The 13,140-nt window shown below is 59.0% G+C and carries 14 protein-coding genes and 1 pseudogene; 4 read left to right on the plus strand and 11 right to left on the minus strand.

The window, feature by feature from the left end; all coding sequences use genetic code 11:
- Nucleotide 1 precedes the first annotated feature (1 nt).
- Both AC1ECN_RS29460 and AC1ECN_RS29465 read left to right on the plus strand, forming a co-directional pair.
- Nucleotides 2-211, plus strand: coding sequence for a DUF1656 domain-containing protein (locus AC1ECN_RS29460; protein WP_024319805.1), 210 nt, complete (start codon nucleotides 2-4; stop codon nucleotides 209-211).
- Nucleotides 208-1,095, plus strand: coding sequence for an efflux RND transporter periplasmic adaptor subunit (locus AC1ECN_RS29465; RefSeq protein WP_164582105.1), 888 nt, complete (start codon nucleotides 208-210; stop codon nucleotides 1,093-1,095). Before AC1ECN_RS29460 ends, AC1ECN_RS29465 begins: the two co-directional genes overlap by 4 nt.
- Nucleotides 1,096-1,328: 233 nt before the next feature.
- On the opposite strand, the gene AC1ECN_RS29470 is transcribed toward AC1ECN_RS29465, so the two are convergent.
- The 5 genes from AC1ECN_RS29470 to AC1ECN_RS29490 all read right to left on the minus strand — a co-directional run bounded on the left by AC1ECN_RS29470 (nucleotide 1,329) and on the right by AC1ECN_RS29490 (nucleotide 4,973).
- The gene (locus tag AC1ECN_RS29470; protein WP_024319803.1) at nucleotides 1,329-2,054 is read right to left on the minus strand and encodes an amino acid ABC transporter ATP-binding protein; all 726 of its coding nucleotides are present in this window, start codon (nucleotides 2,052-2,054) and stop codon (nucleotides 1,329-1,331) included.
- The gene (locus AC1ECN_RS29475; RefSeq protein WP_024319802.1) at nucleotides 2,032-2,691 is read right to left on the minus strand and encodes an amino acid ABC transporter permease; all 660 of its coding nucleotides are present in this window, start codon (nucleotides 2,689-2,691) and stop codon (nucleotides 2,032-2,034) included. Before AC1ECN_RS29475 ends, AC1ECN_RS29470 begins: the two co-directional genes overlap by 23 nt.
- Nucleotides 2,688-3,359, minus strand: coding sequence for an amino acid ABC transporter permease (locus AC1ECN_RS29480; RefSeq protein ID WP_024319801.1), 672 nt, complete (start codon nucleotides 3,357-3,359; stop codon nucleotides 2,688-2,690). The genes AC1ECN_RS29475 and AC1ECN_RS29480 overlap by 4 nt, the downstream gene beginning before the upstream one ends.
- An 81-nt stretch (nucleotides 3,360-3,440) precedes the next feature.
- On the minus strand, nucleotides 3,441-4,226 hold the full coding sequence (locus tag AC1ECN_RS29485; protein ID WP_024319800.1) for a transporter substrate-binding domain-containing protein: 786 nt from the start codon (nucleotides 4,224-4,226) through the stop codon (nucleotides 3,441-3,443).
- 3 nt (nucleotides 4,227-4,229) lie between these two features.
- Nucleotides 4,230-4,973 carry a GntR family transcriptional regulator gene (locus AC1ECN_RS29490; protein ID WP_130714057.1) on the minus strand — a complete coding sequence of 248 codons (744 nt, stop codon included), beginning with the start codon at nucleotides 4,971-4,973 and terminating at the stop codon, nucleotides 4,230-4,232.
- Nucleotides 4,974-5,229: 256 nt separating this feature from the next.
- On the opposite strand from AC1ECN_RS29490, the gene AC1ECN_RS29495 reads away from it, so the two are divergent.
- Both AC1ECN_RS29495 and AC1ECN_RS29500 read left to right on the plus strand, forming a co-directional pair.
- Nucleotides 5,230-5,496 carry a type II toxin-antitoxin system Phd/YefM family antitoxin gene (locus tag AC1ECN_RS29495; protein WP_017991284.1) on the plus strand — a complete coding sequence of 89 codons (267 nt, stop codon included), beginning with the start codon at nucleotides 5,230-5,232 and terminating at the stop codon, nucleotides 5,494-5,496.
- The gene (locus AC1ECN_RS29500) at nucleotides 5,493-5,921 is read left to right on the plus strand and encodes a type II toxin-antitoxin system VapC family toxin (RefSeq protein ID WP_027688184.1); all 429 of its coding nucleotides are present in this window, start codon (nucleotides 5,493-5,495) and stop codon (nucleotides 5,919-5,921) included. Before AC1ECN_RS29495 ends, AC1ECN_RS29500 begins: the two co-directional genes overlap by 4 nt.
- A gap of 36 nt (nucleotides 5,922-5,957) precedes the next feature.
- Here the strand turns inward: AC1ECN_RS29500 and AC1ECN_RS29505 are convergent, their stop codons facing one another.
- From AC1ECN_RS29505 to AC1ECN_RS29530, 6 genes and pseudogenes are all read right to left on the minus strand, one after another.
- On the minus strand, nucleotides 5,958-6,728 hold the full coding sequence (locus tag AC1ECN_RS29505; RefSeq protein WP_018480586.1) for an amino acid ABC transporter ATP-binding protein: 771 nt from the start codon (nucleotides 6,726-6,728) through the stop codon (nucleotides 5,958-5,960).
- Nucleotides 6,729-6,740: 12 nt separating this feature from the next.
- Nucleotides 6,741-7,400, minus strand: coding sequence for an amino acid ABC transporter permease (locus tag AC1ECN_RS29510; protein ID WP_477954937.1), 660 nt, complete (start codon nucleotides 7,398-7,400; stop codon nucleotides 6,741-6,743).
- A 6-nt stretch (nucleotides 7,401-7,406) separates the two neighbouring features.
- A pseudogene (locus tag AC1ECN_RS29515) lies at nucleotides 7,407-7,977 on the minus strand (amino acid ABC transporter permease).
- Nucleotides 7,978-8,094: 117 nt separating this feature from the next.
- Complete coding sequence (locus AC1ECN_RS29520; protein ID WP_024319795.1) at nucleotides 8,095-8,934, minus strand: transporter substrate-binding domain-containing protein; 840 nt, start codon at nucleotides 8,932-8,934, stop codon at nucleotides 8,095-8,097.
- A gap of 714 nt (nucleotides 8,935-9,648) precedes the next feature.
- A complete protein-coding gene (locus AC1ECN_RS29525) occupies nucleotides 9,649-11,433 on the minus strand; it encodes a methyl-accepting chemotaxis protein (RefSeq protein ID WP_029767329.1) in 1,785 nt (594 codons plus the stop codon).
- Between the two features lie 221 nt (nucleotides 11,434-11,654).
- On the minus strand, nucleotides 11,655-13,140 hold a 1,486-nt coding region (locus tag AC1ECN_RS29530; RefSeq protein ID WP_477954939.1), incomplete at its 5' end, for a DUF1217 domain-containing protein.

The raw sequence follows: 13,140 nt of genomic DNA on the forward strand, positions 1-13,140 counted from the left end.
AATGCCTGCCGAATTCGATCTCTACGGCGTCTATGTGCCACGCCTCCTCGTTCTCATGATCTTAAGCTTCATGCTGGTCATCCTCATTCGCCGGAGCCTTAGTTGGCTCGGCGCCTATTCGCTGGTCTGGCACCGCGGCCTCTTCGACCTTTCCCTCTATGTGCTGCTCCTCGGAGCAGTTTCCTCTTTGACACGCTGGTACTTCGTATGAACACGCTCAAATTTTCAATCCGCCTCATCTTGACCCTGGCCTTCGTTTGCGCCGCCTTCTATGTCGGCCGCGGCCTCTGGGTTCATTACATGGACGAGCCCTGGACGCGGGACGCCCGCTTGCGCGCCGACGTCGTCGGCATTGCACCCGACGTATCCGGCCTCGTCAGCGAAGTGGATGTACAAGACAATCAGCGTGTGAAGAAAGGTGACGTGCTCTTCCGCGTCGATCGCGAACGCTTCAACATTGCGCTTGCCCAGGCAGAAGCTGCCCTCGAAGGAAGCAGGGCTGCGATGGAGCAGGCACATCGCGAACGCGAACGCCAGGAGCGGCTTGGCGATGCGGCGTCGTTGCAGCAAAAGGAACAGGCCCGCACTGCGGAAGACCAGGCACGGGCCGCCTATGGGCAGGCGCTCGCAAACCGCGATCTCGCCAAGCTCAATCTCGACCGTTCAGAAATCAAGGCGACCGTCAACGGCACGGTTTCGAACCTGAGTTTGAGACCCGGCGACTATGTCACCGCCGGTACCGCGAAGGTCGCACTCGTCGATACCGACTCCTTGCGCGTCGAAGGATATTTCGAAGAGACGAAGCTGCCGCGCATCCACGTCGGCGATACGGTGTCGGTCCGCCTCATGGGGCAGAGCCAAAGGCTCCAGGGTCATATCGACAGCATTGCGACCGGCATCGAGGATCGCGAGCGCACCGCAGGCACCGGCCTGCTTGCCAATATCAATCCCACCTTCAGCTGGGTGCGGCTGGCGCAGCGCGTGCCCGTGCGCATCAATCTCGACAATGTGCCTGGAAACGTTCACCTCATTGCTGGCCTGACGGCAACCGTCGAAGTGCGAGAACCATCATCGAAGCCTACCTCGATTGACTGAGCCCGCGCGCCATACGGACCCCGGATTGGGGGGTCAGAAACCCATCAATCCGGGTCCGTTTTCCAAGGCGGTGAGAGCAAAAGGATATCGCTGTCGCCGCGCCGTACTGACTTGCGTTTAATCGAGTTCCATAAACTGCATTACGCCACTTTGGCATGACAGATGGTGCGTTCAAGGATGAAGTGCGAAAGAAACCAATGGGTTATCGCTCGCAAGGAAAGCGCACGGATATTCTAGTTGACGCCGAGAAACTGCTTCAGCTCTGCAGTCTGAGGATTGGCGAAGACGTCCTCCGGCAGGCCTATTTCGTGAACGCGGCCCTGATGCATGAAGACGACGCGGCTGCAGACGTCGCGGGCGAACTTCATCTCGTGCGTTACCATCAGGAGCGTCATTCCCTCGGCGGCAAGCTCGCGCACGACGGCCAGGACTTCGGCGACCAGTTCCGGATCGAGCGCGGAGGTGATCTCGTCACAAAGAAGCGCGGTCGGCTGCATGGCCAGCGCGCGGGCGATGGCGACGCGCTGCTGCTGGCCACCCGAGAGCTCGTCGGGATAGGCGTCGAACCTGTGGCCCAGCCCTACCCGCTCCAGCATCTTTCGGGCGGTGGCCTCGGCTTCGACTTTCGGGGTCTTCTTGACCACGGTCTGTGACAGCATGACGTTGCCGCCGACGGTCAGGTGCGGGAAGAGGTTGAACTGCTGAAAGATCATGCCGACCTTGAGGCGCAGTGCCTTCAGATGCACTTCGTCATCAAGGAGCTGCGCGCCGGCCACGGAGATGGAGCCGTCGGTGATGGTCTCAAGGCCGTTGATGCAGCGAAGCAGGGTCGATTTGCCTGAACCGCTCTTGCCGATAATAGCGATGACTTCGCCAGCCTCCACATCGAGATTGATGCCTTTCAGCACCTCGGTGCTGCCGAAGCTCTTGCGGACTTCAGTGATTTCGATGAGCGACATTGAGCTTCCTTTCCAGGATCTGGCTGCTTTTCGACAAAGGCCAGCAAAGGGCGAAGTAGATGAGGGCGACGAGCCCGTAGACGGTGAAGGGCTGGAAGGTGGCATTGGTGACCACCGTGCCGGCTTTCGACAATTCAACGAAACCGATGATCGAAGTCAGCGCCGTTCCCTTGACGATTTGAACGGAGAAGCCGACCGTGGGCGGTATGGCGACCCTCAGCGCCTGGGGCAAGATGACGTAGCGCATCTGYTGCAACCGGCCCATGCCGAGGCTGGCGGAGGCTTCCCATTGACCCCTCACGACCGCTTCGACGCAGCCTCGCCATATTTCGGCGAGGAAGGCGGCGCTCCACAGGGTGAGCGTCAATCCCGCAGCAAGCCAGGCCGGCACATCTATCCCGAAGAGACCGAGACCGAAAAACGCGATGAAGAGCTGCATCAGCAGCGGCGTGCCTTGGAAGAGCTCAATATAGTATTTCGCAAGTACCCTGAACGCCTTGCGCTTGCTGATGCGCAAGAAGAGCAGCCCCAGTCCGACCGCGCCGCCGCCGATGAAGGAGACGAGCGAAAGCAGGATCGTCCAGCGGGTGGCGAGCAGCAGGTTGCGCAGGATGTCCCAGAGTGTGAACTCGATCATCGCGTCGCCCTCCTCGGGAAAATGAACCCACCGACCACCGCCAGCACCTGCCGAAGCAGGATCGCCAGCACAAGATAGATGGCTGTCGAGACGATGTAGGCCTCGAAGGCGCGGAAGGTTCGCGATTGTATGAAGTTCGCAGCAAAGGTCAGATCCTCGGCGGCGATCTGCGACACCACCGATGAGCCGAGCATGACGATGACGACTTGCGACGACAGCGCCGGCCAGATGCGCTGCAGCGACGGCACGAGAACGACATGCCGGAAGGTTTCGAAGCGCGTCATGGCAAGGCTCTCGCCCGCCTCGAACTGACCCTTCGGAGTTGCCTGGATGCCCGCGCGGATAATCTCGCAGCTATAGGCGCCGAGGTTGACGACCATCGCGAGGTTGGCGGCCGTCAGTTCGGAAAGCTTGAGGCCTAGCGACGGCAGACCGAAAAAGATGAAAAAGAGCTGGATGAGAAACGGCGTATTGCGGATCAGTTCGACATAGGTCGCAACGACAGGCTTCAACCAAGCCGGGCCGAGCGCGCGCACCCAGGCACAGAAGATGCCGAGCGAAATGCCGAGCACGCCGCCGATCGCGATAAGCTCCAGGGTGATCAGTATGCCCTTGATGATCTCAGGATAATATTCAAGCAGCCAGCCGAATTCGAAATGATAGCTCAAGGAATTGTCCCCTCTTCTGGCGACGGAGCGTCACGTCATCCCGCGCGCAGGCGCGGGATGACGTCCGTGAGACCGGCTTCCTTACAGATCCGACGGGAGATCGGCGCCGAGCCACTTCTGCGAGATGGCGTTGAGCGATCCATCGGTTTTGGCGGCAGCGATAATGCCGTTTACCTTCTCCAGAAGAGCCGCCTGTTCCTTGTTGAGACCGATGTAGCAGGGCGAGTTCTTGATGAGGAATTTCATCTCAGGGCGCTTGGGAGGATTTTTGGCGAGGATCGCAGCGGCCACGACATTGCCGGTCGCGATGGTGTCGACCTGACCGGACAGGAAGGCCGAGATGGTGCCGTTATTGTCCTCGTAGCGCTTGATCGTCGCATCGGCCGGCGCGATCTTCGTCAGCTCGAGATCTTCGACAGCGCCGCGCGTAACACCGATGCTTTTGCCTGCGAGATCTTCCACCTTGGCGATCGAAAGATCGGCGGGCGCGAACACGCCATTGAAGAAGGGGGCGTAGGCCGTGGTGAAATCGATCACCTTTTCGCGCTCCGCATTCTTGCCGAGGCTTGATATGACCAGATCGACTTTGTTCGTCTGCAGATAGGGGACGCGGTTGGCGCTGGTGACCGGCACGAGTTCGGTTTTGACAGCCAGCTTCTCGGCAATGAGATTGGCCACATCGATATCGTAGCCCATCGGCGCCATGTCAGTGCCGACGCTGCCAAAGGGCGGGAAATCCTGCGGGACGGCGACACGCAGCGTACCGCGCGCCGTGATGTCGGCGAGAGCATCGGCGTAAGACGCGGAGCCGAAGCCGAAGGTTGCAGCCAGGGTCGCCATTGCGAAGAAGACTCGTCTTGTCAGCATGTTTTAATTGCTCCTTTGAAGTTGTGGTTTTTTGGGTCCGGGAGTTGGGGACACGGTCTTGGGAGGAAGTGACAGGGAACTGCGCAGTTCCGAGAGCGGGTCCGGGCGTGTGGTGAGATCGAGCCCCATTTCCACTTCGTCCAGATGTTCGACAGAGAGTTCCGCAGCTCTGACGAAATCGCCCGCTTGCATGGCCTCGAAGATGCGGCAGTGCCCGTCATGGGACTGTGCGGCATGAAATTCAGATTGATAGAGCATCGAGATGAGGATCGTCCTCGCTGTGAGATCGCGGAGGATATCGACGATGATGGCGTTCCCGCTCAATTCTGCGATGCGGATGTGGAAATCACCCATCAAATAGGTCAGGCGCTGGCGGTCGCCCGCAGCCATTGCCGTCTCTTCCTCGTTCAAATGCACGTCGAGAGCTTCGCTTCCCTCGTCCGTCAATACGCGCATGCTGCGCAGCAATCCGGCCTCGATGACGCGCCGTGCCTCATAGACCGCGATCGCCTCTTCAGCGGACGGCTCGACAACAAACCAGCCTCGTCTCGGACTGACATGCACGATACCGCGTGTTTCCAAGCGCATCATGGCTTCACGGACGCGGGTTCGAGACACGCTGAAGAGCGTTGCCAGCTGGTTTTCACTGAGACGCGTCCCAGGCCGAATTTTGGCTGAAAGAATCCCGGAGACGATCGTCTCCTCGATGGTCTTCTGCGTGCTCTCAGATGTCTGGCTATCTTGCATACAAGACAGGAAAGCAAAGCTCGTGCCAAAATTCTGCGTTCAGGACTTCCAAGATGTCTCGGATCCCTCCCCCTGGAATTTGCACGCTGGGAATGCAAACTGAGCGTAAATTGAGCGAGTCCCCGCAATTCCTTGCAAACTTCTCAGCGTCGGCCGCGCAAAGCCGGGAAAGCCCCTTCCCTATCGAAAAGTTGCTTGCGGMTAGACCGGTTCGGCTTATATAGTCATGATAGTCACTATAGTCAGGGTATAGCGAATGCAGCCATCCCGACCAGAGGATAAAAGTTGGACCGTCGCCAGTGCGAAGGCCAAGCTGTCTGAGGTTATCGAACGCGCGCAAGCAACACCGCAAACGATCATGCGCAATGGTAAACCAAGCGTCGTCGTCGTTTCGGCCGAGGAATGGCAGCGGAAGACCGCGCGCAAGGGCACCCTTGCAGAGTTTCTGATGCAATCGCCGCTGCGTGGCGCCGATCTGGACCTCGAACGGCAGCGCGACGAACCGCGTGATCTCCAGCTGTGAGACTTCTGCTGGACACCAATGTGCTTTCCGAGGTGACAAGGCCGCGTCCCGATGCACATGTCCTGCAATGGCTGGACGATCTCGACGAGGATCGCTCATTCATCAGCGTCGTATCGATCGCGGAGATCCGGCGTGGTGTTGCATTGATGGAAAGCGGTCGGAAGCGCGACGCGCTGGCTGAATGGCTTGCCCAGGACCTGCCGCAACGCTTCGAGCAGCGTGTCATCCCTGTAGACCAGGCGGTTGCGATAACCTGGGGAGACTTGATGGGGCTCGCAAAGCGAAGCGGACGCGGCTTGTCGTCAATGGGTGGCTTGATTGCCGCCACCGCGATTGCCCACGATCTCACCCTCGCCACCCGTAATATAAAGGATTTCGAGAGCCTTGGGATCGAGCTTGTCGATCCTTGGATCGAGCGCCCGTGACGATCCGCAGAGCGGACCGTCACGGGATCTTTTCGTCTAGTTGAAACTCGAGGTCTTGAGGAATTCCGCCAGCCGTTCGGTCTTCGGATGCACGAACATGTCCTTCGGATCGCCCTCCTCGCAGATGACGCCCTGGTTCATGAAGATGACCCGTGACGAAACGTCGTAGGCAAAGCGCATCTCGTGCGTGACCAGCAGCATGGTCATGCCGTCGGCGGCAAGCCCCTTGATGACCTGGAGCACTTCGCCCACCAGTTCCGGGTCGAGCGCGGAGGTCACTTCGTCGAACAGCATCAGCCTCGGCGACATGGCGATGGCGCGGGCGATCGCGACGCGCTGCTGCTGGCCGCCGGAAAGCTGTCCGGGATAATGGTTCGAGCGGGCGGAAAGGCCGACACGATCGAGCCATTTTTCCGCGATGGCGCGGGCATCCGGCTTCGTCATTTTCTTGACCTTGACGAGGCCGAGCATGACATTTTCAGCGGCACTCATATGCGGGAAAAGATTGAACTGCTGAAACGCCATGCCGGTCAGCGCGCGTTGGCGTGCAATCTCTTTCTCGCTCTTGCGGCGCCGCGTTGCGCCTTCGGCGCGGTAGCCGATCTCCTCGCCGTCGAGGCTGATCGTGCCGCCCTGGAATTCCTCAAGCATGTTGATGCAGCGCAGCAAGGTGGTCTTTCCGGAGCCGGATGAGCCGATGATGGAAATGACTTCGCCTTCCTGCACGGCGCAATCGACGCCCTTGAGGACTTCGTGGATGCCGTAAGTCTTGCGCAGACCCTGGATGTCGAGAATGGTCTTGGCCATCGGGGGAACTCCTCAGGACGGCAGGGCGGTCTTGCGCTCGACATATTTGCCGAAGTGCTCGATGCCGTAGTTGATGATGAAATAGAGACCGCCAGCCAGGAAATAGAACTGGAGGCTCATKAAATTGCGGGAGATGATCTCCTGTGTGCGCAGGAGAAGTTCTGCGACGCCGATGACGGAGAGCAGTGTCGAGGCTTTCACCATCTCGGCCGCCGTATTCACCCAGGCCGGCAGGCACTGGCGCATGGCCTGCGGCCACAGCACCGAGGTGAAGGTCTGGGTAAAGGTGAGGCCGATCGCCTTGGCGGCTTCGGTCTGCCCCTTCGGGATTGCCTGAAGCGCTCCGCGCACGATTTCGCCGACATGGGAGGAGCAGAAGATGGCAAGGGCAAGCACGCCGGCCGAGAACGGCCCGAGATCGAGGCCGACGGCGGCCGACACATAGTAGCTCGCCAGCACGAGCACGAGCACCGGCGTGCCGCGGATGATATCCGTATAGGCGCGCACGGCCAGACGCAAAACAACGCCGCCATAGACGAGCGCCAAACCAACGAAAACACCGAGTACGGAACCGGCGAGGATGGCCAGCAGGGAGATCGACACGGTCACGCCGATGCCGTTCATGATGACGTAGCGGGCGATCCAGAGTTGTTCGAGAAAAGTGTGGGACATCAGGGCTTATCTCGGCAGGGCCAGACGGCGCTCGACGAAGCGCATCACGGCGGCGATGAGGAAACAGGTCGCGACATAGAGCGCTGACGTCACCATCCAGGTCTCTATGACGCGGAAGCTCTCGACATTGATCTTGCGGGCAGCAAACGTCAGTTCGGGCACGGCGATGGCGGCGGCGAGCGAGGTGTCCTTGAAGAGCGAAATAATCGTCGAGGACAGCGACGGCAGCACGTTGCGCAGCATCAGCGGAGCGATGATGGAACTGCGGATCTGCATCCCCGTCAGGCCGATGGCAAGACCCGCTTCCGTCAATCCTCTCGGGATCGACAGCAGCCCGGCGCGGAACACCTCGGCCAGATAGGCGCCGGAGAATCGGCAGATTGCGAATGACAGTGACATAGACCCGTGCCGGCACGACTGCAAAACGGCTTTTGGACGTCAGCGCGAAGGCCACGACGAGGCCGATCGCGGCGCCGATCAGGATCGAGATCATGGCAAGGCCGAGGCTGAGCGCGAGCCCGCTCAAAAGAAAATCAAAATTGCGCCAGACGGCAGCGAAATTCAACGTGTAACCCATACGGGCCGCCCTTTCAGACCAGAGCATGATGCCGAAAACTGTGAGCGGTTTTCGGACGACGTCGTGCTCTCACTCTCTAAATGCGGAGCGGGAAACGTGTCCCGCTCCACATGGCTGTTACTTGAACTCGACGGGAAAGCCGATCTGTGGCGGTGTCAGATCTTTGCCGAACCAAGTCTTGAAGGACTTGGCATAAAAGTCGAATTCAACGCCGGTCATGGCTTCGTGCAGGGCGGTGTTGACGAAGTTCAACCAATCCTGATCGCCGCGCTTGACGGCGCAGGCATAGGTCTGCGGGTTCCAGCCGTAGCCGGCATCTTTATAGCGACCCGGATTCTGCGTCATGTACCAGGCGAGCGACGACTGATCCGTGGCGACTGCATCGGCGCGTCCCGATTCCAGCGCCTGATAGATCAGGTCGACGGAATCGTACTGGTCGACGGTGGCCTCCGGCAATGCCGCATGCACCATCGCCTCGGCATAGACGTTCTGGAGAACCGAGATGGTGACGGAGGAGCCGGCCGTCTTGAGGGCGGCGTAGTCGGCATATTTTCCGTCCGCCTTGAGCATCAGGCCTACACCCTCGCGATAATAGGGAATGGTGAAGGCAACCTGCTGGGCGCGCTCGCCGGTAACGGTCATGAACTGGCAGGTGATGTCGACTTTGTCGGTGGTGATGTTCGGGATGCGGGCATCGGAGGACTGGTTCACATATTCGATCTTCTCAGGGTCGCCGAAAAGCGCCTTGGCGATGATATGGCCCATGTCGACGTCGAATCCCTGAAGCTTGTCGTCGGCGCTCTTGAAGTGCCAAGGCGCATTGGTGCTGCCCGTGCCGAGGACGAGATGGCCGCGGGCCAGCACTTCATCGAGCTTGCTGCCTTCGGCCAGCACAGGCGTGGACAACAGAGCGGCGGCGGCCAGCGACATCACGCCGGTGCGAAAGGAAATGGTCATGGCGTTCCCCTTATGGATGATTCCTATTGTTCCAGTATAATGGACGCGTGTCTGTTTTACTGGAATAACGTTATCAAGTGCCATCAAGGATGAATTGTCAATGGGTCGTGCCGAAAAAACGCGCAGTGGTGCGCGTGGCGATTTTTTTGGCAGCGCAGCATTTTTCTCTTGTTTCCGAGCTTCATCATCATGCCCCTCCCGCTCCGTGACCTGGCGGCCGAACCGAGCCTTTATCTTCGGTGGGTTGATGAAATCTCCGCCGGTGGGCTGCCGACGATGCGGCCGCAGAGCCGGCGCCTCCGGATCCGGCCCCTTAGGGGGTTGCGGTCGCGGCGCGGATCAGCGAACCGGCCGCTTCACCTGCGGCGAACGAGCCATCGAGTTGCAGGATAATCTGCCGGGTGAGGGCGAACAATTCACCCGCATGGCGCCGACGGTCGATTTGCGCGAAAGGCCCGACGCATGGATCGAGCGTTGCAAGCCGAACCATCCCGGTTCGAGGTAGCTTGATTGAAGTGGGGTGGGCAGCGCGGCTGAAGTGTGGGAGACAACCAGCCGAGCATATGGCCAGCCCAGCCGTCCTGGGCGCGGCATTGCAACGCATACAGCCGTCGCGCTGTTTGCGAGCTTTATCGTGTCCCGCTTCGGCCTTTCGATCACGGTGACGTTCTGCCGTCACCGATACTGCTCAGATATGGCCTCAACTTGGGCAGATCAGAATTCCTCCCAATCAGACTTCAGCGCGACGGACGCCGACCCACGCATGGACGCGGCAGGCGAGGTACGAACGACTTTCAAAGCCGTCGGTGCGGCGGCGTGGCGATCCGCCTGCACGAACGAAGACCTCGATCTCGGTGCATCGTTGAAACGGAACTGTTCAAGAAGCTCGAAGAGCGCGGCAGCCTCTCGCGCAAGGCCGTGGCTCGCGGCCGTCTGCTCCTCGACCATCGCGGCATTCTGCTGCGTTCCCTGGTCGACGGTGTTGATGGACTGGCTGATCTCGCCGAGCGCAGTCGATTGCTCGCGCGCCGCCTCCACGATCGCCGTGACGTTGGTATTGATTTCGTGAACCTGACTGGCGATTTCCTGGAGCGCGGATCCGGCATTCGTGACGAGGGCAACGCCGTTTGCGACATGAGAACCGGATGCCGTAATCAGGCTCTTTATCTCCTTTGCAGCTTTCGCCGATCGCTGCGCCAGTTCGCGGACCTCCTGGGCAACGACCGCAAAACCCTTGCCGGCCTCCCCTGCCCGTGCCGCTTCTACGCCGGCATTAAGCGCCAAAAGGTTCGTCTGGAAGGCAATCTCATCGATGACACCGATGATGTTGGAAATCTCGCGTGACGAATTTTCGATCTGGTCCATCGCTCCAATCGCGTCACGAACCACCTGGCCGGAATGTTCCGCATGGTTCCTGGTACGCGCCACGAGCTGACCGGCTTCCTCCGCACGGCGGCTCGAATCCTTGACCGTCGTCGTGATTTCCTCAAGGGCGGCGGCGGTTTCTTCGACGGATGCCGCTTGCTGCTCGGTACGTTTTGCCAGGTCGTCGGCCGCCGTGCGGATTTCGTTGGAACCGGCGGAGATCGCCTTGGCATTTTCGGCAACCGTTGCCATCGCGCCCTTCAACTTTTCCGAGGCGCTGTTGAAGTCGGAACGCAGCCTTTCCAGTGAAGGAATGAAAGGCTTCTGGATCGCCTGCGACAGGTCGCCATCCGCAAGATTCGTCAGGCAAAGCGCAAGTTGTTCGACATTTTCGACGCGCGCCGTGACATCGGTCGCGAACTTCACGACTTTGAACACCTTGCCGTTCAGGTCAAAGATCGGATTGTAGGAAGCCTGGATGTAAACCTTCCGTCCACCCTTGCCCACACGCGTGAATTCGTCGGCAACCAGTTGGCCGCTCGCAAGTTTCCGCCAGAATTCCTTGTAAGCCTCCGACCTCGAGTAATCGGCTTCACAGAACATCGAATGATGTTTGCCCTGGATTTCGGCAAGCGAATAACCAAGCGCGGTCAGGAAATTGTCGTTCGCGGTCAGGATTTCGCCGGCCGGCGTGAATTCGATGATCGCCTGAGCCCGGGACAATGCGTCGATCTTGCCCGCATGCTCGGCAGATTTTTGCTTCTGCGCGGTGATATCGGTTGCAATCTTGATGACCTTGACCGGCTTCCCGCGTCGGAACACGGGATTGTAGGATGCTTCGATCCAGACCTCACGCCCGCCCTTTCCGAGCCGCTTATATTGTTGTTGATCGAATTTCCCGGCCGACAGCTTCGTCCAGAAAGCCTTGTATTCTGCCGAGGATGCGTAGGCAGGTTCGACAAACATGCTGTGATGTTTCCCGACGATCTCCGTCAACTCGTAACCGAGCGCCCTGCAGAAGCTTTCGTTTGCGGTGAGGATATTGCCCGATAAATCAAACTCGATCATCGCTTGCGACTTCGACAGAGCCGCAAGAACCGCGACAGCATTTGCACCACGATCAAGAATATTCATTCGCAAATCCCCCTAGATTCATCGCTGTCGACCCAGCCATTTCGGGAATATTCGCCCATGCTTATTAACGGGGATTTAATTATGAATATAACGTGCAGGATATTTTGTTTTCAACCAGCGCTGCGTTCATCAGGCGCATCCGGGCAAAGGCACCGGCCCCCTGCCCCGCAGGGCAGCGATGCACTTCCGTCAGCTTCTCCGGGAACGGGCCTACAGGCCGCTCAACTGCTTTTCAACTGCGCCACCGCAAGCAGCGTGTCAGCGCTGATTGTCGCCGAGCCGGTCAGGATCGACAGGGCTGACGACGTGGTGCCCGTGCCGTTGGCCATGTCATACATGGCGGTGAAGCGTTGGATCAGATCGTCGACTTTGTCAGGATCCGACAGATCCTTCATGTCGATGAAATTGTCGACCATCTCGGCTTGCTTGTCGACGTCCATGTTCGAGACGTAACTGGACAGGTTGAAGGTCGTCGTAAAGAACTCAAAGAGCGCGCTGTCGCCCAGAATGTCATAGGCGTTCGAAATCTCCGGCGCCTTGCGTTCGAAATAGAGGGCAAGGCGCACGCCGGTGTTGCTGTCGCCCTGGTCGTCTTCGAGCGTCAGCCTGACATAGGAGTCGATCGTTTCCAGCACATCGCCGCGCTGCTGCACAGTCCCGGTCGGATCGGCGGAAATATTGCCGTCCTGATCGAAATTGAACGAGCCGACGAGTTCGCCGAAACGATTGTCGTCCAGCTTGTTGACATAACTATCTTCGTCGTCGAGATCGGAAGAAAACATCTTCTCCAACTCGTCCGACGTGACATCGTCCGGGTCGAGCCCCTTCGCCTCAAGCGCAAAGCTAACCAGGCGATCGTCGGCCAGAAATTCGCTGGCCGTGGTGATCGTCGCCATCTGCTCGCGAAAATAGGTGATCTCGTCATTCGCTGCATCGGTCGCCTCGGTCAGTTCGTCGCCTTCGAGGTATCGGATTTTGTTCTGCTTGTAATAGGCGGCATAGTCGTCGACGACGGATTCCGACATGGCCTGCAAGGGAACGGTGACGTCACCATTGTCGTCGAAGTTGAAGGCTTTGCGAAAGGCTACGAACCGGTCGTCGTCGAGGCTGTTGACATAGCTTTTCGAGTCCGAGGGATCGCTTTCGAGAATTTTCCGAACTTCGCTTCTCGAAACGCTGTCCGGGTCTATGTCATAGGCGCGCAACGCCATTTCCCACAGTTCCGGAAGATCGTCGTTGTCGTCGTCATCGTCGTCATCGTTCGATACGAGGAAATCATCGATCGAGGTGACGCTGGCGATGCGTGTCGTATAGTTGTCGGTGGCATCTTCCGTGCTGGCATTGGCGACCAGCACCTGATAATTTTCGTCGAAGGCTGCCGTGGTCGTGGCGGTCTGGTTCGAGGTCTGGGCGGTGTCGCCATCGGCAAGCGCGCCGTCCTCGTCGAAATTGAAGGCGTCGTGCAGGTCAGACAAGCCGATCGCTTCGGCAATGTCGGCGCTTTTCAGGGCTGCCGAAATGTAGGAGTCGGATTCGTCGTCGGAAAGCCCGTAGGCGATCCTGAGATAGCCGACCAGTTTGTCGTCGCTCATCAATTGGTCGACGGAGGTGATGTTGCCAATTTCGGCAGCAAAATAGGTGTCGTAGGCCTCCCCGGTTTCCGTGGACGCGATCGTCGACGAGGCCACCGCATAAGCACTTGATACC

This window comes from Rhizobium sp. 01N447_2, assembly GCF_056399245.1.